Below are 22306 nucleotides of genomic sequence, written 5' to 3'. Positions count from 1 at the left end.
ATGAAGAATATTATATTTTGTTTAGTTATTATCTTATCAATATTTACTTTTTCATGTGAAAAAGATAAAAGTGTAATTGATAAGGCTACAGATGCTATAAATGAAAAAATAGATGATGCTTCAAAAGCTGCTCAGGACGGTATAGAAAAGGCAGGAAATGTTACAGAGAAAACATTAGACAATGCTTCAAAAGCTGTTGAGGATGCTATGCAAAAAGTTGATCCTTCTAAAGTTATGGATGAAGCCTCTAAATCTATAGAATCTGGTTTGAAAAAAGCTGCTGAAGGTCTTGATAAGGCAAAAGAAAATTTTTCTAATTCAATTAAATAATAAATTGACGCACGGTAAGCATAGTTATATATATAAATTATATTTTAATTTTTATTAAATTTATATTTAAGATTTCATTCTGCGTGCGTTGTGGAAATATTAATTTTAAAAAAAACTTGGGTGGGTGCTTTAAATTCTAAATAGATTATAAAGAAAAAAAGATAAAAATTGCAAAGTAAATTAAAAAGCCTAGAGGGTGGGGAGTGTAAATAAATTTTAAAACTTTACTTACATACCCCGCCCTTTATATTTTTTACTTTATTTACATTTGATAATATTTATTTATATTTAAAGCTTTAATAGTAAAAGCATTCCCGCCCAAGTTTTTATTAGATTAAAAAAATTATTTAACGCACGATATGACATATTTAAATATATAAATTGTGTTATAATTTTTATTAAGTATATATTTAATATTTTATTCTGCGTGCGTTGTATAAATGTAATTGTATAGAAATAGTTTTATTTTCCTCTACTGAAGAAAGATCTTATCATAAGAAAACTTCCCATTAAAGCTAGTACTATATTCGGGAACCACATAGCAATAAGCGGAGGTACTTTTTTACCTCCTGCCATTAATTCGGCAGCAGTTATAAGCAAATAATATATAACAACTACTATTACAGATAATCCAAATCCAAATCCTTTACCGCTTCTTTTTCCTACTATTCCTAAAGGTGCTCCTATTAAAACCATAAATAAACATGCTGCCGGTATAGAAATAAATTTATGAAACTCTACATAATAAAAATACGGTGCAGCTTCATCAATAGCTTTTTCTCTTATAGATGTTAATTCAGCAGCATTTGTTTGTATATATTCATTTGAAAAAGATGTAATATCTATTCCTGTTTTTTTTACATTTTTATACGCATTATTTATCATTCCACTTATTTGTTCATCTACAGATTTATTTGCTGCCGCTTTTGAATCTTTGATTTTTTCCATAATTTTCCAAGAAGGCATTTCTCTTAATCCTCTTTCATGAGAGGTTAATGTGCTGACATTTCTAACAATATTAATATCCATAGAATCAAATACGGTATAATCATTAGATACAAAACCATAATCCGGCATCTCTTGTACAACACCATCATATAAAGTTAAAGTTACTACTTGAGCATTTGCCTCATTATTTTTCCAAAGTCCATATTTGGCAGTAATTACTCTTTTAGTTTTGGATTTGTCGTATATTACAACATTTGACATACTTGTATCATTAGCATATTTAGAACCTATTGATAATCCCATATCTTTAATTTCAGAGAATTCCAATTTTCCAACAGCAATGGAAGGTTTGATATTTACCATATATGAAATTAAGGTTCTATACCTATAATTAGATTCAGACATAACAACATTATTAAAAAATAATGAAAAACAAAAAGTAATAAATCCCAATATTATAATAGGCATATATATCCTCATATGAGGAAATCCTAAAGCACGCATTACTATTATTTCATTATCTGAAGAAAGTCGACCATATCCGATAATGCTTGCCATAAGTATAGACATAGGTATTGTTATGGCAATATTGAAAGGAAGCATATATACAAACACTTCTAATGACATTAATAAAGGAGCACCATTATTTACAATGAGTCTTATTAATTCAGGTAAAAGCTGTATTACAAATACAAATGTAAAAAATAAAATACCTGCTAGAAAAGGTCCTATAGTTTCTAATATAATATATTTATTAATTTTTTTCATAATTATATATAATTAATAATACTTCCAAATATTAATATTCCTAATGATATGTAAGTTAAATAATCACATATTATAGGTGTAATTAAAACTAAAAATGCTTTAAATGAACTATCTATATTAAATGAATGTTTTATATTATTAAACATCAATACAATATAATATAATCCTAATATAAAAAACATGATAACTTGAATAAAGTAAAGAGTTGAGAATCTGCTAAATAATAATGTTATAGGCAGTATAAATATAAATATACCATATATACCAAAACAATTATTAATAAATATTTTTATGTTATTACTACTATTTTTGAAAAATAATGATACTGTTAAATTGATAACAGCTATTTTTACTATATTAGATATTGCCATATATGCAGCTATTCCAAATGTCAATATTAATAAATTTAATATATTAGATTTATTATTAATAGTATATATTGCTGATATAGATATACTTAAAGAAGCCAATAAATATACAAAAAAAGAATATTCAAAATTTATAGATTTTTTTATAGCTTCTTTAGGTTTTAATAAATAATAGTATATAGCTTCATGTAACTGCATTAATTTGCTCCATTATAATTTGGAATATAAATATACATAGGAACCCCAATATATTTAGTATTCATTATTTCTTCATAAGGGAAAGGAAAGCTTGATTTAGGTTTAATAGCTTCCGAAATATTTGAGAAAAACAAATTAAGTACATCATTTTTTTCTTTAGGCTTCTTTATTATATAAGGTTCTTCATCTTCTATTCCGCCCATTTGTGCAGCATCTTTTACAGCATCATGTAGAGTTCCTATAGAATCTATAAGTCCTATTTCTAATGCTTTTTTTCCGCTGAATACTCTTCCATCAAATATATCTTCTCTATTACCCTTTATTTTATCACCTCTAGACTGTTCAACTACATTTGTAAATTGTCCTACAAATTCATCTGTCATATCTTGCCAGTATGCAAGTTCATCTTCTCTAGGTGCTCTGAAAGGGGAGAGTGAATCTTTATTCCTTCCGCTTTTTATAGTGTACATTTTTATTCCATATTTATCCATCAATTCTGATATATTAAAGAATTGAGATATAACCCCTATACTTCCTGTAAGAGTAGATTCATTAGCATATATTTTATCTGCTATCATAGATATATAATATCCTCCGCTTGCAGCCATTGATCTGAAAGAAGCTACTATTGGTTTAGGATATTTTTCTTTTAATTCTTTCAAATATTTTAAAGCTTCTTCGCATGAAGTTAAAGAACCTCCAGGACTATCAACCTGAAGTACAATGGCTTTAACTTTTGGATGCTGTAAATAATATTCAAAATCTGAAACAAGTTGTTCTGTTACAGAAGGATATTCTATACCTAAACCATTTTTTCTTTTTGTATGAGTTATTATTCCATTCAAATCTATTATTGCTATTCCTTCTTTTAAAACGGAATATGATTTTTCAGAAGAATTAATGTTGACAGATATATTTTTATTTTCATTTTTTAAAAATATACTTGCAGCCCCAACTATTATTGATATTATTATAAGTAGAGTAAATATTAGCTCTCTTTTACTGCTTTTTTCTTTTTTGATTTCAATCTTTTTATCTGTGATGTATTCTTCTTTATCACTGTTTTCTTGATTCTCTTTTTCTTCTTCGTATGACATTTTTCTTTCTCCTCATCATTATTGTTTTCAATTTCTATATTTTCTATATTATTTTTATCAATATTATCATTATCATCATTACTGCTATGTGATTGTTCTATATAAACATGATCCATATATAGGCATACAAATATTACAGGTTCTCTTCCTATTATCTGAATAAATTTTTTACGAAGAGCTTCCCTTACTTCATATTTTATTGTAGAAGGAGTTCTTTTATTTCTATTTAATAATTTTCTAACTGCTTCTATTGCAGAGCTTATTCCCTCTTCTCTTAACTGTTCAGTCTTATTGATAATTCTTTCTTTTTCTCCTCCGGTGTATGTGAAACCTTTACTTTCCAAATCTACTTTTATATCGTATTGTCCTGCGGCATTTTTCTTTGCTACAACATTGGCAACTACCACTCCATTAAGTGATAATTGTTCTCTGTCATAGAATATACTTTCTTCTAAATCTCCAACACCTTTTCCATCAACATATATATTTCTTATCTCTATAGGCTCTGTGATTTTTGCTTCTAAAGTTTCATCTATTTCAAGTACATCTCCGTTATAAAGTAGGAATCCTTTTGTATCTAAACCATTTAAATTTTCAACTAATTTTATATGAGTGATTAAATGTCTTTTCTCACCATGTATAGGAATAAAATATTTAGGCTTTACTAATCTATACATTAATTTTAAATCTTCGCTTGAAGCATGTCCTGATACATGAAGAAGTTTTTTATCCTCTCCAACCATTTTAGCCCCAAGATCAAAGAGATTATTTATCATTCTAGTAACAGCCATTTCATTACCAGGTATAACGCTTGATGAGAATATTACCATATCGCCGTCTTCTACTTTTATATGTTTATGTGCCTCTGCCGCTATTAGAGATAGTGAAGAATAAGGTTCTCCTTGAGTTCCTGTAGTTATGCATACTATTTTTTCTCTAGGATATTTGTTTATTTTATCTATTGGTATAACTATATCATAAAGATTTAAATAACCCATATCCTGTGCAATCTTTGTGAATTTGATTAAACTTCTTCCAGAGAATGCCACAAATTTATTATTGACTTTTGCTGCAGTCACTAAATCTTGTATTCTTTCTATACTGCTTGCAAATACTGCAACAATAATCATTCCGTCTTCATAAGCGAATAGTGGAGTCATATTGTTTTGGACAACACTTTCACTCATAGAAAAACCATCTCTCTGGCAGTTTGTCGAATCTGCCAGCATAAGAAGAACACCATTTTCTCCATATTCAGCAAATTTATAAAGGTCTATAAATTTATCTGTTGTAGGGTTTAAATCTATTTTGAAATCACCTGTATGTATTATAACTCCTAATGGTGTTGTTATGGCTATTCCAACTCCGTCAGGTATACTATGATTAACCCTTATAAACTCTATATCAAAATTCATTCCCAATTGTATTTTATTTCTAGGCTCAACTTCATATAATTTTGTATCTTTGTATTCGTTTTTATAATCATTTAATTTAGCTCTTAAAAAAGCCAAAGTAAGTCTTGAACCGTATATAGGAATATCAGGGAATTTTCTAAGGAAATGAGGTATAGCACCTATATGATCTTCATGCCCATGAGTAAGTATAAGTCCTATGATATTTTTATCTTCTAAATATGAAGTATCAGGAATAACATAATCTATACCTAGCATATGGTATCTTGGGAACATAAATCCGCAGTCTACTATTAAAAGTTCATTTCCATATTCTATAACAGTCATGTTCATACCTATTTCTTGTACTCCGCCAAGAGGTATGATTCTTATTTTATCATTATTATTATTCATTCATTAACTACTTTATATTTAAATTACTATAAACAAAATTCAAATTTATTTTTTATTTTAACTATAATCGAAATTAAGTCAAGTTATAATTTTTTACAAGAAATAGGTTTAAAAACATAATGCGTAAACCTTATCCAGATTTACGCATTAAAATATAGGTAGAAGATTATAATAACTATTGTTGATTATTTACTATTACGCCATTTTTTATTATAAAAATGTTCTTTCCGTCAGATACTATTGATAAAGCATCTTCTTGATTATTATCCATAGCTGACACATAATCATATCCGCCGAATTCTCTTCTTACAGAGTTGTTTTTATTTAATATAAAGTAATAATGTTTTCCAAGTCTTTCTGCTGTGAATGCAAATGAATCTCCTACAAACTTGAATGAAGTTATTTTGTTATAGGAAGGGCTTTCAAAGTCATTTGCTATTATATATTCTCTTTCATTCATAGAAGCATTATAAACTAAGCTATTATTTGTAGAGAAATATATATCATTTATTTTATCAAAAGTTCTAGGAAGTCTTTTACCATTAACTACTAAGAATGATACATTATTTGTTTGTGCAGAGTAGGCTAATATTTTACTGTCGTCTGAATATTTATAATTATGTATCATATCATAATTAGTAGTCATATTACCGCCAACATATAGCTGCATAGTGTTATTACTATTAATATTTACAAATACTAATGTTTTACCATCAGGAGAGAATGACATATTAGTTACTAAATTAAATTCTCCATAATTTCTTCCATTAGCTATAACACTAGTCATAATAAATTCATTGCTTATAATTGAATTTGTAGAAACGGCAGCAGCAGGAAGATCTGTTAATTCATTATATCTTATATTTGTTATTACATTTGTTACAACCATTAAAGCTATAGTATTTGATTGTCCTTTTACTGTTACACCTTCTTCATTTGTATATACACTGATATTTGAAAGATTATAATTTGTTATTGTTGTTGTATTTGTTATAACTTCATTAGTCATATTATTTGTAATGAAAGTATTTGACATAGAATCATTTGAACTAATCATATTTGTTGAATTAGTATCCATTCCCGGTATAGCTTTTACAGCATAAGCTATACTGTTATTGTTGAATGAAGCTAAATCATCCACTAATCTAAAACCTTCACTGTCAGTACTTCCTGTAAATATAACAGCATTTCCTTCATTTTCTATAACATATACTATATTATTTCCGTCATTTGAGAATTTGAGTCTGTCCGCTTTAGCTGATACTTGTTTTTCTTCACCATTAATATTAACAAAATATTGTCCGTCTCTTGAATAAGAGAAAGCATAAGAATTATCATTAATAACACTGTCATATAATTCAGAATACTGTACTTTAGCTTCTCCATTTATAACAGCTATTCCATAATTCATTAATCTAGTAAATATTATAGAATTGTTTCCTGAGTAAATTTCTCTCTCTATAGAGTCAAATTCTTGTTCAACATTTCCATATATTAAAACCCACATATCTTTACCAAGAGAAGTTTTTAGCATAGTGGCAACTAAAGTACCATTAGGAAGTATTTTTATACTGCCTGCATCTTTATAACCTGTTAATCTGGCATCTTTATATATTATATCAAAAGTTTTTCCAGAATTAGCATTATTTTTTTCTATTATAATTGCATAATTGCTTTCTGATAAAATATATGAGTTATTTAGTTTTTCTCCGATTTGAAATGTGTATATTTGAGTAAAACCTCTTGCACATAATAAAAGAAATACTATAGATATAATGTATAACTTTTTCATAATAATTCCCGCTGCTAATATTTATATATTTTTCTATATATTCGGAACTATTATACTCTAAAATTAATAATTATGTATAATTATGTGCTTAAAAAAAATAAAATTTTGACGAATATTTGGGAGAGTTATTTTAAATTTGGAGGATATATGAAATACGGCTATATAATTATAATTATTTTTGCTTTACTTGTATCATGCAAATCCGCTGAAAAAACTGTCAATAATAATATAAATTTTAATGAAGGCTGGGTTAATGAGAATAAATTTATAGCTACTTCTATAGGATATCCTAATGGTTATGCTGTAACTAAAGATGAAATTGAAACAAGTGCTTTTAATGCCGCATTAGCCTTATCAAAAGTAAAAATAGAAAATGCCTTTGCCAAAGAACTTCCAAATAAAAAATATGAAAATGATGAGTTAAAAAATATAGTAGAAAAATATATAAAAGTGGAATATTCTAGCTTTGTAGATGATAGATACTGCCAAATAAAGACAACTGTAGAATATAATAACTTATTGGGACTGCTTAGAAATGGAAATATAAAAAAATGTTAAATTAGTTTTACAAACTTTTTACTTTTTCTTACTTATGTAGTTTTAATAGACAACTATATTAAAAAGGGGAAATGTATGAGTCTTAAAAAAGTTTTATTTTTGGTAGTTACTGTTCTTTTTGCAGCTAGCTTATTCCTATTTGCTCAAGGAAAAATTGACTTGGCTAAAATACCTGACGGTACATATTTAGGAAATTACAAAGCTACTTATAAAACAAGACAAGGCGACTATCAAGCTAAAGTTACTGTTGCTGGCGGTAAATTAACAAAAGTTGTGTTAACAAAATGTGGACACAGCAGTGGTCCTGCAAGAGGAAAAGCTGCTTATGACAAAATGATCAAAGCTAACAACATTTATGTTGACGGCGTAAGCGGTGCTACTTGGGTTGCATTAGTAGAAGATGCTTTAACTAAATTAACTCCTGCTAAGTAATTAAATTAATAAGAAATTCACTAACCCTGGCGTATCTAATATTTTTAGATACGCTTTTTTATTATATATTTTTTATTTAATCTATTGATAGTTTTAGTATATTTATTATAATTATTAATTTACTATATTTGATGCTAGGTTTAATTTTATATGAGTTTAGAAAATAAGTTAAAATCTGCAATATTAGGACTTGCCATTGGAGATGCTTTAGGTGTTCCTTATGAATTTATAACAAGAAATATTATTAAAAAAGATCCTTGTAAAGATATGATTGGATACGGTACTCATAATAAAAAGCCAGGTACTTGGTCTGATGATACAAGTTTAACATTATGTTTACTTGATAATTTGAATAATAAAAATATAAATTATAATGATATTATGAATAGTTTTGCTATGTGGTATGATAAAGGCTATTATACTGCTGACGGACATACATTTGATATTGGAATAACTACAAGTGATGCTATAAATAATTATAAAAGCGAAAAAAATCCTATAAAATGCGGACTTTCTGATGAATATAGTAATGGAAATGGTTCTCTTATGAGGATACTTCCTATTGCATTTTATATAAATAAATATTTTTATGGTAAATTATTTGATAATAGTGAAGTTATAAATATAATATATAATATTTCTTCATTAACTCATTCTCATAAAAGAAGTTTGATAGCTTGTGTAATATATACTGCAATAGCATTGAATTTAATAAATGACATGAATATTGAAGAAGCTATTAATAAAGCATTAAAAGACTCTTTCAATTATTATAAAAATGAAAAAGAGATTAATAATTACAAAAGAATATTTGACTCTAATTTTAAAAAACTAAATGATACAAAAATAGAAAGTAGCGGATATGTTGTACATACATTAGAGGCTTCTATATGGGTATTATTAAATACTTCAAATTATAAGGACGCGGTATTAAAAGCAGTTAATCTGGGAAATGATACTGATACTACTGCGGCAGTTACTGGAGGGCTTGCTGGTTTATATTATAGTATAGACAATATTCCAACTAATTGGATTGATATTTTAATTAATAAAGAATTGATAATAAATATTTGCTATAAATTTTTGAAATAATTATATTTATTGGAATTAAGATGACAAGAACTAATTTTTCTATAATATACAAAATAATAATTATTATAATTGGTACTTTTGCAGTGCTTCATGGATTTTTCTATGATAATTTTAAGCTTGATATAGAAACTGCATATTATTTTACATATCAAAGTAATATACTTGTAATAGTTTATTTTATTTTGGATATTTTTACTATTATAAATAAAAAAGAAACATTTTATCCAAGATTTAAAGGTGCAGTTACAATGTCAATAACTGTTACATTTTTAGTATATCATTTTTTATTAAGTCCTACAGCTGATAAATATGAAGGTTTGTCATATATAAGAAATTTAATAGTTCATTATATAGTTCCAATTATGACTATTTTTGATTATATAATTTTTGATAAGAAAGGAATTTATAAAATAATTGATCCTCTGCTTTGGCTTATAATTCCATTTGTATATTTTGCTTTTATACTTATAAGGGCTAGAATAGGAAGTCCTTTTTCTGATGGAAGTTATTATCCTTACTTTTTTGTTGATATAAATAAATATGGACTTAAAACGGTATTAAGAAATGTATTTTTTATAACTTTATTTTTTGCTTTATTGGGTTATATAGAATATTTTATTGACAGATTTTTTAATAAGCTGTTTAGTAAACATAATAAATAATTTTTAAAGTGCCTGATTAAAAGCCGTAATCAAGCACTTTAATATTACTTAATTTTATTTATTAAATTCATTAGATATGGCATTAATTATATCTATTATTTTTGCAGCCATATTTTCAGGAGTTTTTACTTTATTGATAAATAAAACATGTGCATAATAAAATCAATTACTATGCACAAAAATAAAAAATAATTTGTTTATAAAGCTGGTGAATGATACCCTTTGTTAGGACCATTTGGATGTTTAATACAATGTCCATTTGTTAATGAAGCTATTGTATGATACTTATTTCCGCAATATTTACAGAAATAATCTGATTTTTCTCCGCCTTCATATAGTTTATGCTTTCCTTTATTTGGGCCATCTGGATGTTTGATACAAGCTCCTCCTGTAAGAGCACCTATTGAAGAATATATTGTTCCGCAGTATTCGCAGTAAAAATTTTGAGCCATATAAAGCCTCCTGTATTTAATATTTATTTTATGATTATTAACATAGCATATTACTATGACAAAAATTGTCATATAATTTTGCTTTTATAAAAAAGTGATAAAAAAATTAAAAAAAATTCTTCTATTAAATTTATATTCAAAAAAGCGTCAAAATTTGTCATACCTACAGATTATAATTAAATTAAAAATTTAAAAGGATATAATCTTATGGAAGAATTAAACAGACAAAATAAAAAATATATTATACAAGATAAAAACGATTACTATTCTACTAAACATTCATTAAATTATTTTTTAGAAGAACTTGATAAACTTATAAAGAAAAATAATATAGAAATAAAAGAAGAAGATAAACTCATAATAAATGATCATCATAATTGTTCAGTATATACTTTTATAAGAGTATTAGAAAAATATTTAATAAGAATTAACTTTGAACAGTTTGTGCATCCAGACCCAGAAACTCAGAAAGATTTATTGGATTGGGGTGAATATAAATGTTTATTAGAAAAGGATAAATTTCCAGATATTTATGAAGAGTATCATAATGATAAATTTCCTATACTAGATGATGAGTTTTCAGAATTGCATGTATATTCAGAGCCTAGTGAAGAAAATAATTTTATTGGAGGCTATGAACTATTAATTCCTTCTTGGCATTATGAATATGATGATGGCGAGTACAGAGATTTTATAGAAAAAGAAGATGATAAAAAATATGCTAAAGAAGAGATGATTTCTGAAAAATATAGGAAAAATGGAGTTATATATTTTGAAACTAAAGAATTAGTTGATGAGTTTTTTGAAAGTGGGGAAGTTGATTCAAGAAGATGGTATATGGAATGGGGAAGCGAAAATAAAAATGAAGCAATGAAGTATTTTGACGAAAGGCTTGATAAACATTGGGAAGAAGAATACCAAAGAGAATTGGATAAATACAATATCACAGATGATGATGACTGTATGAAAACTTATATTATATATGATGAAGAAGATATTGATTATTATTTTGAAAATAGAGATTTATTTTCATTTCCATTTTTTATAACAGGATACAATGAATTATTTGAGCATTTTTATAAAAAGCTGATGAAAGACAGGGAAGAAGTTAATAATTCTATAAATGATGATATAAAAGAGAAATGCGACAAACTATTATATGATTATATTTTGGGTTACAGTCCTAATCATAGATTTGCTCCTAATAAAGCCCTTTATGTATTAAAAGAATATATCAAAGAAAATTACAAAGATAATTCCAAAGAGTATATTGATTTGGCTTTAAGATATATTATGAATTATACAAGACATTTAGACAGGGATAAACTTATAGAAAGATATTATAAAGGTGATAAGAGATTTTTATATAAGCTGTAATTATTTATACTTATTTATTATTTAAAAACCTCCCGTGAAGCCGTTTTTTGTACCTCTATACAATTAAAAAATAATAAAAATACAGGAGCTATACTATGAAAAAATCATACACTTTAGAAGAAATTGAAAAATATCTTTATGTATTAAAAAAATATATAAAAGAAAATTAGAAAGATATTTAAAAGGCTATAAGATATTTTTATATAAGCTGTAATCATTTATACTGATTTATTATTTAAAAACCTCCCTTGAAAGCCGTTTTTTGTACCTCTATATAATTAAAAATAATAAAAATATAGGAGCTACACTATGAAAAAATCATACACTTTAGAAGAAATTGAAAAAATTATTGATGAAAATGAAAGAGGAGTTAATAAAAATAAAGATGAAAATGAAGATATAATACAAATTTTAGATGAGAAAAAATATATAGCAAAAATACTAGAAGAATACTTAAAAAAAGATAGTCAAAATATAAAGTTAATGCTTCTTCTTGCTAAGGTATATAATAGTATTTATCAGTCAGAAGAAGCTATTAGAATATTAAAGAGAGTTGTTAAATTAGATGCTTATGATGATAAAAATTGGTTTTATTTATCATATTCTTATTACTGTATAGGTGAACATAAAAAGGCATTAATAAATATTAAAAAAGCTATAGGAATAAATGATAATGACTATATCTATTTTTATATATTAGGCTTCATTTATACTCGTATGAGTAAACATAATGATGCATTTTATAATTATCAAAAGGCTTCAAATATTAATAATACATCTATTTCATCAGAAGTTTTATCTTATGGAGTTAATTTAATATTAAAAACATGTTTAAAATTAAAAAAACATAAATATGCTGTAGATTTCCTTAAAAGATTGATTAGTATCTATAATAATGATGAAACTTTATGTGTATTGGGAGAAGCTTATTTAGAAAATGAAGAATATGATAATTCAATAAAATGCTTCAATGAAATATTAGAAAGAAATAATAAGTCATATTTTCATTGTATGCATTCTGCTTTTGATTCTTTGATTCTTGTCTATACAAAAATAAAAGAATATAGAAAGCCTGTAGAGTTATATAAAAAATATATAAAAGAAGATACATCTATAGCATATAGGTTTTTCAAATTTACTACAGGATTCAAAGAAATTGATAATTATGAGTATTGTATTAAAGCGTATAATGAGCTTATCGAAGAAGAACCTCATAAAATAGTTTATTATGAAGGGTTATCAGGTGTGTATGAATTTATTTTTGATTTGAATAAAGCTATAGAAGTATGTGAAGATTGTATTAAGAAAAATAATAGTTTTGATTATGATTTTTATTATGATCTAGGCTTTTTATATTATAGAACAAAACAGTACGATAAAGCTATTGAATATTATATTAAAGCTGTAAACATAATGGATGCTGATAATAATAATAACAGAATTTTTCTGAATATAGCTGATATATATTGTTATAAAATGAATAAATTTAATGAGGCATTAGAATATTATAATAAAGCTATACATTTAGATGATGAAAATATTATACGTTGTTATGAGGGAATTATATATGTGTTTAATAAATTATCAAGATTTGAAGAGAGAGATATTTTAATTTCAAAGATAATAGAACTTTATAAAAAAGAGAGTATAGAATATTATCTTGAAGAGACTGCCGATTTATATGCTAAAATTGATGAAGATGAGAAGTCTTTATCATATTATGAAAAATATTATATAGAAAATCCAGAAGATATATATGTCTTAGAAACAATTTCAGAAATTTATAAGAAAATAAATCAGCCTGACAAAGCAAAAGAATACTATAACAAATATACAGAACTTCTTAAAAAACGTTTTGCTGAAGATCCTAAATATATTAAACGTTTAAGAAAATTAGCAAAATCATTTTTAGAAAATGAAAATAATATAGAAATAGATTTAGAAAAAAGAATGAAAGCTGTAGGAGATATATATAAAAGAGTTTTAATATTAAACCCTAATGATCATGAAGCAAATAAATTTTTCAATAAGTAAAATTTATTTTGTATTATCTATTTCAAGCTTAATAAATAAAATATAGGAGCTATACTATGAAAAAAATATATACTTTAGAAGAAATCAAAGACTTAATAAATAGAAAAATAAATAATGATATCATTTATAATGATGCTGATACAGTTTATTATGAAATAGATGCATATAAGGCATTAAAAGAATATTCAGAAAATGATCCTGATAATAAAGAATTATTATTTATGTTAGGATTAATGGAATATGACAGAAATTATATAGAAGAAGCAGAAAAAATATTTGCAAGACTTTTAGATGTAAATTATCAAAAAGATAAAGTTATGTATTATCTTGCTTCGTTATATTATGAAGATTCAAGTATGTTTCATTTTTCTGCTAAAATCAATATAGAAGAGATATGCAAATTAATAGAAAATGCTATTGAATTAAATAATAATGATTCTGAGTATTGGTACTTGTTGGGAGGCATAAATTTATACACTAATAAAGATTATAATAAAGCTCTATACTATTATAAAAAGGCTTATGAAATAAATCATAGTGAAATAATAAAAAATCATAAAGAAAAATATTATTACACATTGGGAAAAGTGAATTTATATTTAGGAAACTATGATGATGCAATAGAAATTTTTCAAAAAACTATAAAAGATTTTAGAGAATCAGAATATTTTAAATATTCAATATCCCGTGATGAAGAAGCTAATTATATACATTATTTAGGATTAAGCTATGAAAAAAATGGACAATATGATGAAGCTATAAAAAGTTATAAAAAATCATGGAGTATTTATCAAAACAGTTGTATCGATATTGAATCTGACAGAAATAGAGAGCATATAATAAAATCCATATATGATTTGTATAAAAAGATTGGCAAAAATAGAGAAGCTATTCGATTTTTAAAAGCAAGTATTTTATACGATATATCATATCCTTTAAAAATTATACCTTCAGATATAGAAGAAAAAGATTTTAAAGGAAGTGATGCTTATAATGATATAGTTCAGGCATATACTTTAAGAATCGAAGAAAGGAGCTTTCATAACATGCAATATATTATGCCATGCCGAGAAGAGCTTGCTGATTTTTATAAAACATATAAAGAGTATGATAAAGCTGAAGAATTGTATAAAATAATATCTATAGAAAGTTATAAAAATATAGCTAGAATGTATGCAGAAGATGAAAACTATGATAAGGCAATAGATACATATAAAACTATCATAAAAATATATCCTGATGATGATTCAAGTTACTATTCTGACATTGCCTATATTTATGAGAAAATAAAAAACTATGAAGAGGCTATTAATTATTATAATAAGTCTTTTGAAAAAGGAAATCTTGGCTGCAGCAGAAGAATTGCTGAACTTTATGAAAATATAAATGAATATAGTAAAGCTATATACTTTTATACAAAATATATTGATTTTTCTAAAAATGATTTTTATGTATTAAAAAATATTGCCAATTTATATAATAAACTCAATGATATAGAAAATAGAAATTTGTATTATGAAAAATATCTTGAAATACTAAAAGGCTTTATAAAAGTTGAATATGATGAATATGATACAAAAGAAGATTTAGAAGAAATAGAAAGTATTTATTTGGAAATTGGAGAGAAAGGAAAATTATTAGAGGTTTATGATATAGCTATAAGAGTATTTAGAGAAAAATTAAAAAAATATGGAGAATGCTATCGTATTTATCAATATCTTGGTGATATATATTTAAAAATTGATGATAAAGAAAAGTCATTAGAAAATTATAATAAATCTATAGAATTATTAACAAAGAAAATAGATGAATATAGAAATATATCAAAATTAGATGTATATAAAAAAATTGATTTTCATTATATTAGGTATCTATCTAATTTAGCTTTATTGTTTGAGAAAGTTTCAAGAGATGATGAGTACATTCCTATTTATGAAGAGCTTATAAAAATATATGAAGATAAAATGACAGATGATGTTGAGCATGTATTCTATTTAAAAACTGTTGCAGAGTTCTATATGAAATTAAATCAAAAAGATAATGCTTTAAAAATGTATGAAAAAATTTTAGAAAGAGATGCGGATAATGATGAGGCAAAAGAAAAAATTAGATGCATTAAATTAGAACAATAATCATATTTTTATGGAGAATAAAAAATGGAAAATAAAAATTATAAAAATTATACAATAGAAGAAATAAAATACTTAATAAATAAAGGTATAAATAATGAAGATATTGAAGAAGATGATGAGTATTGTTATAAAGAATCTGAAAAAATAATAAAGAAACAGTTAAAAAATGATGTTAATAATAAAGAATTATTATTTTTATTAGGATTAGTTCAGTATGGTATTTACTCTTCTAGTGGAGATGAAGGAAAATCAATAGAAACATTTAAAAAACTTTTGAGATTAGATTATGAAAAAGATAAAGTTTTATACTATTTAGCGGTATTATATTATTATAATAAACCTAATAGTAAAATATTAATTAAAAAAATTATTGAATTACTGGAAAATGCCATAGAATTAAATGACAGAGATTCTGAATATTGGTACTTACTTGGTAGAACATATTTTTATCATATAAAAGATTATGATAAATCTATATTCTGTTATAAAAAAGCCGCTGAAATAAATTATACAGAAACAATGTATAATAGTAAAAAATATTATCATTATGAATTAGGAAAAATAAATTTGTATGTAGGAAGCAATATAGATGCTATAAAAAATTTGAAAAAGGCTATAGATAATTTTGACTATAGCTATAACCTTTCTGATGCTTGGTATTATTTAGGATTGAGTTATGAAAAAAATAATCAATATGATGAAGCTGTAAAAAGTTATGAAAATGCATTGTATATTAATGCAGACACCAGATTAGACGATTATTTTTACGGCAGTCTTTACACGGTAAAATCATTGTACGATTTATATAAAAAGTTAGGTAAAAATGATGAAGCAGTATATGCATTAGAAAATAGTATAGAAAAAGATTCATATATTCCATTTTATTTTATACCTTTTCCTAATAGAAAAGAAGAATATAAAAATTTCAAAGGAAGCGAAATTTACAATGATATAGTCAAAGCATATACTAATGTTATAAAAAATAATTCGTATAATGCAGAAGGTTATATACATCAATTATCATATTTCTATGAACTATACAAAGAATATGATAAGGCTATAGAATTATATAATAAAATATCTAAAGATAGTTATGAAAATATAGCTACAATATATGAGAAAACTAAAAATTATTATAAGTCAATAGATATATATAAAATGCTTATAAATATGTATCCAGATGATGCTTCAAGTTACTATTCTAATATTGCCTATATTTATAAAAAAATAAAAAATTATGAAGAAGCAATTAATTATTATAGAAAAGCTATAGAAACTGATAGTAAAAATACAGACTATTATATTAATATTGCTGAAACTTATGAAAAGATAAAAAATTATGAAGAAGCCGCCAATTATTATAATAAGACTATAGAACTTTATAATGGGCCATGCAGATATTATAAAAAATTGGCAGAAGCTTATAAAAATATTGGAAAATATGAAAAGGCAATAGAAGCATATAAGGAATATTTAAAGATAGTTAATAATGAGCATGAGGTTTCATTTTTATATACAGTATGCTTTAAATTAAATACATTAAAAAATATTGCTCATTTATATGATAAGTTAAATGATATAGAAAATAGAAATCTCTATTATGAGAAAGCTATTGAAAGATGTGGAGAACTTATAAAAAAGTATAAATCTTATAAAAAAATGTATTTAGAAGAAATGGCTGATATTTATATGAAAATCGGATGCAAAGAAGAAGCATTTGAAATATATCATGATTTAATAAAAAAGTATGATAAAGAAATATTAAAAAATAAAAAGGACTATGAGCTTTTAGAAAAACAGGGTGACTTATATGTCAAAATTGATAATAAAGAAAAAGCATTTGAAATATACAATAAAGCTATAGGGCTTTGTCTCAAAAAAATAGAAAGATTTAAAAAGACAAAAATATCAGATACAGATGAAGAATATGAAGATAAAATAAGTTTTTGTATGGAAGATTTATCATATTTAGCATTATTCTATCAAAAAGTTTCAAGATATGAAGAATCTAATCTTGCCTATGAAGAGCTTATAAAAATATATGAGGAAAAAGTAACAGATAGTGAGGATAGTATATTTTATTTAGAATCTATTGCAGAGCTTTATATAAAATTAAATAAAGAAGACGATGCTTTAAAAACATATAAAAGAATTTTAGAAATAGATAAATATAATGATGCAGCAGATAAAATAAAAGATATACAATCAGGAAATAAAATAATAACCGCCAATATATTTAAACTATCTCATAGAAAATATATTCAACATGGTCAAACAGAAATGGTATTAAAAAAGTTTTGTATTTAGATGTCATTTACTGTCATAATATTAATAATTTTTTATTAGAATGAAAATAATTTTAAGGAGAATAAAAAATGCAAAATAAAAATTACACTTTAGAAGAAATTGAAAATATAATAAACAAAGAGTGTTCTTATGAAGTTGATGAAACTGATTCAACTGAAGCAGATGACAAGTTAGATAATAATGAAAATATAATTGATCAAGTTATAGAAGTACTAAAAGAGTATATTAAAAAAGATAAAAATAATGTAAAAGCTTTAACTCTATTAGGAAGAGCATATTATTCTAATCGAGATAATAAAAAAGCAGAAAAGCAGTTTAGAAAAGCTTTGTTAATAAACCCTAATGATGATAAAGCATTATACTATACAGCAGTCAATTATCTATATAATTTTAGAGGAAATGAAAAATATAATGAAGCATTAAAACTTATTAAAAAGGCTATAGAATTAAATGCAAATGATTCAGCATATTGGCATCTTTTAGGATATATTAATCGGGAAAATAAAAATTATTATGCGGCAATAGAGTATTCTGAAAAAGCAGTTAAGTTAAATAAAAGTTATGTTGTTGATGATGGTAATTATATGGAATATTATCTTACTGTGATAGGAGAATCATATTTTAAATTGGGTAAATATGATGAAGCAATAAAAGTGTTTAAAGAAATAATAAAACTTCCTCGACATGATCAAAGCGATTTTATGTATTTAGGATTATCATATTTTGCGAAAAAAGAATATGATAAGGCAATAGAAAATTATGAGAAAGTATTAGAAATTCATCCTTCTTGTGATTATATTGAAAATACTAGTGCAATAAATGCATTAGCTAAATCTTATATGGCTTTAGGAGAGTATCAGAAAGGTATTGATGCATATAAAGAATATATTAAAAAACATGAATGGCGTTGGATAAGATATCTATATAATAAAGATATTGAAGATTATAAATATTTGATAGAAGCATTTAATCAGCTTATAGATGAAGAGCCTAGTAATTTTGAATATTATGATGGATTAGAAACTATATATTCTTATGATTTGAGAATATCTGATAAAGCGGCTAATGTACTTGAGAAATATTTACTAAATAATACTGATAATATTAAACATCAAGTTTATGGAACTCTGGCTCATTTATATGAAGAGATTTATAGATATGATAAAGCTATTGAAATGTGTAATAAACTTATGGAAATTAATGATTTTGATAGTTATTATTATTCTCTTTTAGGACATATTTATCAAGAAATTAAAAATTATGATAAGGCTATAGAGATGTACGAAAAATATTTGAATTTTGAATGCAGAAGCAGTGGAAATGTTTATTGTAATATGGCAAAATTATTGGATTTATATGAGCAGGTTTCAGAAATGGATAAAAGAGATTTATTTATTAATAAAGCTCTTAATTATTATATTGATAATAATAAGTATATTAATGCTGCCAAGTTATATCTGCATATAGGCGAAAAATATAAGGCTATTGAATATTATCAAAAATATATAAATTTATTAGATGATAATAAAAAATATAAGTATGATTTTACATCTATTGCAGAAATTTATGAAAGCTTGGGAGAAAAGGAAAATGCAGAAGAATATTATAAAAAAGCAATAGAGATTTATGAAAATAAAAAAGATAAAAATTATTGGGATTTAGAGAGTATAGGAGATTTATATAATTCTATAGGTAATAAAAACAAAGCTATTGAAGCATATAAAAAAGCTATAAAACTTGAAATAAAAAGTGCTAGTTGTATGTTCAGAAGAGAAAACATATGGGAGAGAAAAGAATTTAAAGGTTATTATTCAAGAAAGATAGGCGATTTATATATGAAAATAGATAATAAAAATAAGGCATTAAAGTGCTATAAACATGCTGTTTCATTAGAACCTAATCGTGAAGAGTATTATATATCAATTGCTAAAGTTTATAATGATATTAATGAAAAGGACTTGTCAAAAGAATATTATAAAAAGGCTATAGATATTGATAAAAAATATTTTGAGACTCGTCCATATAGATGTGATACTTTAAAAGAAATGGCTGAATTATATTTAAAAATTGATGATAAAGAAAATGCCAAAGAATGTTACAAAAAAATTTTAGAAATCAATATTTATGATGATGAAGCAAAAGAATGTTTAGAAAAATTGAATATATAAAATTTTTGACAATTATATTTTTGTTAGTATAATAAAATATGTACATAATAGACTTGCTGTAAAGCTAATATTATAAAACATTATTTTTAAGAAGTTTTGCTGCAAGTCTAATATTTAAAATAAAGTATTGGATTTTATTATGGATTTTTATGATAATACTTACCCATCTAAAAGAAATGTAGTTTTTGGAAAAAATATAGTTTCTACAAGCAATATATTAGCTTCTCAGGCAGGACTTGAAATATTAAAAAAAGGAGGAAATGCTATTGATGCGGCAATTGCAACTGCAGCTGCACTTACAGTTGTTGAGCCTACTTCAAACGGTTTGGGAGGCGATGCTTTTGCTATAATAAATTTTGAAAATAATTTATATGCTATCAATGGAAGCGGATTTTCTCCAAAGAATTTAGATGTTGATAAAATATTATCGCTTAATCTTGATCAAATGCCTACTTACGGACTTTTACCTGTAACTGTTGGAGGAATACCAGCAACTTGGGCAACACTTGTAAAAAAGTTCGGAAAATTAAAACTTATAGATGTACTTGAACCTGCTATTAGATATGCTAATGAAGGTTATGCAGTTCAGCCTCAAGTGGCTCTCGATTGGAAAGAATCTTATTATACATATTTAAAAGAATCTGATAAATTAAAAAAAGAAGAGTTCAGATATTGGTTTGATACCTTTACCTTTAATGGCAGAACTCCGGAACTTGGTGAAATAGTTAAACTTCCATATCATGCCAAAACTTTAGAAGATATAGGAAACACAAATGCAGAATGTATTTATAGAGGAGAGTACTCTGAAAAGATAGATGCATTTATGAAGAAGTATGGAGGATATTTATATAAAGAAGATTTAAACGAATATTATCCTGAATTTGTTACTCCTATAACAACCAATTACAGAGGATACGATATTTATGAGATACCTCCTAACGGACATGGCATTACAGTATTAATGGCTTTAAATATTCTATCTCATTTTGATTTAAAAGATTTGACACCATTAGAAAGTACTCATTATAAAATAGAGGCATTAAAATTGGCATTCATAGACACAAAAAAATATGTTGCTGATATTTATCATATGAAAACTTCTATTGAAGAAATGCTTTCAAAAGAATATGCTATGAAAAGGGCTTCATTAATAAGAATAAATAAAGCATTAGAACCTATAAATCATATATTCTCATCAGGCGACACTGTGTATCTAGCAACTGCAGATAGTGAAGGAAATATGGTTTCTTATATACAAAGTAATTACTGTGCATTCGGTTCTGGTATAGTTATTCCAGAAACAGGAATAGCGTTACAAAATAGGGGAGCTAATTTTTCACTAGACCCTAATTCAGATAATTTTATAGCCCCACATAAAAAGCCTTATCATACAATAATACCGGCATTTATATGTAAGGACTCAAAACCTTATGCAGCTTTAGGTGTTATGGGAGCTTTCATGCAGCCTCAGGGACATTTACAGGTTATGAGTAATTTAATAGATCATAATTTAAATCCTCAAGCGGCATTAGATAAACCTAGATGGCAATGGGTAGGGGAGAAGAATATTGAATTAGAATATAATTTTGATGATATATTATTTTCAGAGCTTTCATCATTGGGGCATAATATTACTAAAAAGCCTCATATTACAAATTTCGGATATTTCGGACGCGGACAAGTTATACTAAATAATTATAATAATGTTTATTGTGCAGGATGCGATGGAAGAACAGATTCTGGAATTGCAGCATTTTAAAATATAATTATAAGTCTGTTTTTTATA

17 protein-coding genes are annotated in these 22306 nt (G+C 25.1%); 11 read left to right on the top strand and 6 right to left on the bottom strand.

Features of this window, described 5'->3' with window-relative positions; translation table 11 throughout:
* Positions 1-330, top strand: a complete 330-nt coding sequence (locus BINT_RS09105) for a hypothetical protein (RefSeq protein ID WP_041177371.1) — start codon at positions 1-3, stop codon at positions 328-330.
* A gap of 462 nt (positions 331-792) precedes the next feature.
* Here BINT_RS09105 and BINT_RS09100 read toward each other — a convergent pair whose 3' ends face one another.
* From BINT_RS09100 to BINT_RS09080, 5 genes are all read right to left on the bottom strand, one after another.
* The gene (locus tag BINT_RS09100; protein ID WP_014488278.1) at positions 793-2046 is read right to left on the bottom strand and encodes an LptF/LptG family permease; all 1254 of its coding nucleotides are present in this window, start codon (positions 2044-2046) and stop codon (positions 793-795) included.
* A 2-nt stretch (positions 2047-2048) separates the two neighbouring features.
* Positions 2049-2612 (bottom strand): hypothetical protein, encoded by a 564-nt coding sequence (locus BINT_RS09095; RefSeq protein ID WP_014488277.1) that lies wholly within the window; start codon positions 2610-2612, stop codon positions 2049-2051.
* The gene (gene sppA / locus BINT_RS09090) at positions 2612-3709 is read right to left on the bottom strand and encodes a signal peptide peptidase SppA (protein WP_234944311.1); all 1098 of its coding nucleotides are present in this window, start codon (positions 3707-3709) and stop codon (positions 2612-2614) included. The genes BINT_RS09095 and sppA overlap by 1 nt, the downstream gene beginning before the upstream one ends.
* On the bottom strand, positions 3601-5514 hold the full coding sequence (locus BINT_RS09085) for a ribonuclease J (protein WP_014488275.1): 1914 nt from the start codon (positions 5512-5514) through the stop codon (positions 3601-3603). The genes sppA and BINT_RS09085 overlap by 109 nt, the downstream gene beginning before the upstream one ends.
* A gap of 175 nt (positions 5515-5689) precedes the next feature.
* Complete coding sequence (locus tag BINT_RS09080) at positions 5690-7306, bottom strand: TolB-like translocation protein (RefSeq protein ID WP_014488274.1); 1617 nt, start codon at positions 7304-7306, stop codon at positions 5690-5692.
* 147 nt (positions 7307-7453) lie between these two features.
* Here BINT_RS09080 and BINT_RS09075 point away from each other — a divergent pair, with 147 nt between their 5' ends.
* The 4 genes from BINT_RS09075 to BINT_RS09060 all read left to right on the top strand — a co-directional run bounded on the left by BINT_RS09075 (position 7454) and on the right by BINT_RS09060 (position 10050).
* Positions 7454-7864 (top strand): hypothetical protein, encoded by a 411-nt coding sequence (locus BINT_RS09075; protein WP_041177370.1) that lies wholly within the window; start codon positions 7454-7456, stop codon positions 7862-7864.
* Positions 7865-7939: 75 nt separating this feature from the next.
* The gene (locus tag BINT_RS09070; protein WP_014488272.1) at positions 7940-8296 is read left to right on the top strand and encodes an FMN-binding protein; all 357 of its coding nucleotides are present in this window, start codon (positions 7940-7942) and stop codon (positions 8294-8296) included.
* Positions 8297-8446: 150 nt separating this feature from the next.
* Positions 8447-9388, top strand: coding sequence for an ADP-ribosylglycohydrolase family protein (locus BINT_RS09065; RefSeq protein WP_014488271.1), 942 nt, complete (start codon positions 8447-8449; stop codon positions 9386-9388).
* Positions 9389-9408: 20 nt separating this feature from the next.
* Positions 9409-10050, top strand: a complete 642-nt coding sequence (locus BINT_RS09060; RefSeq protein ID WP_014488270.1) for a Pr6Pr family membrane protein — start codon at positions 9409-9411, stop codon at positions 10048-10050.
* Between the two features lie 197 nt (positions 10051-10247).
* Here the strand turns inward: BINT_RS09060 and BINT_RS09055 are convergent, their stop codons facing one another.
* Entirely contained in the window at positions 10248-10502 is a 255-nt protein-coding gene (locus BINT_RS09055; RefSeq protein WP_014488269.1) for a hypothetical protein, read from the bottom strand.
* Between the two features lie 207 nt (positions 10503-10709).
* Here BINT_RS09055 and BINT_RS09050 point away from each other — a divergent pair, with 207 nt between their 5' ends.
* From BINT_RS09050 to BINT_RS09025, 6 genes are all read left to right on the top strand, one after another.
* The gene (locus tag BINT_RS09050) at positions 10710-11879 is read left to right on the top strand and encodes a hypothetical protein (RefSeq protein WP_014488268.1); all 1170 of its coding nucleotides are present in this window, start codon (positions 10710-10712) and stop codon (positions 11877-11879) included.
* Positions 11880-12188: 309 nt separating this feature from the next.
* Positions 12189-13913, top strand: a complete 1725-nt coding sequence (locus BINT_RS09045) for a tetratricopeptide repeat protein (RefSeq protein ID WP_014488267.1) — start codon at positions 12189-12191, stop codon at positions 13911-13913.
* A 56-nt stretch (positions 13914-13969) separates the two neighbouring features.
* Complete coding sequence (locus tag BINT_RS09040; RefSeq protein ID WP_014488266.1) at positions 13970-16045, top strand: tetratricopeptide repeat protein; 2076 nt, start codon at positions 13970-13972, stop codon at positions 16043-16045.
* 24 nt (positions 16046-16069) lie between these two features.
* On the top strand, positions 16070-18352 hold the full coding sequence (locus BINT_RS09035) for a tetratricopeptide repeat protein (protein WP_014488265.1): 2283 nt from the start codon (positions 16070-16072) through the stop codon (positions 18350-18352).
* A 68-nt stretch (positions 18353-18420) separates the two neighbouring features.
* Positions 18421-20520, top strand: a complete 2100-nt coding sequence (locus BINT_RS09030) for a tetratricopeptide repeat protein (protein WP_014488264.1) — start codon at positions 18421-18423, stop codon at positions 20518-20520.
* A gap of 139 nt (positions 20521-20659) precedes the next feature.
* A complete protein-coding gene (locus tag BINT_RS09025; protein WP_014488263.1) occupies positions 20660-22279 on the top strand; it encodes a gamma-glutamyltransferase family protein in 1620 nt (539 codons plus the stop codon).
* Positions 22280-22306: the final 27 nt, after the last annotated feature.

Source organism: Brachyspira intermedia PWS/A, assembly GCF_000223215.1.
In the GTDB taxonomy this organism is placed as follows: Bacteria; Spirochaetota; Brachyspiria; order Brachyspirales; family Brachyspiraceae; genus Brachyspira; species Brachyspira intermedia.
The sequence above is the reverse complement of the archived record's forward strand: the minus strand, read 5'-3'. Positions and strand labels throughout refer to the sequence as shown.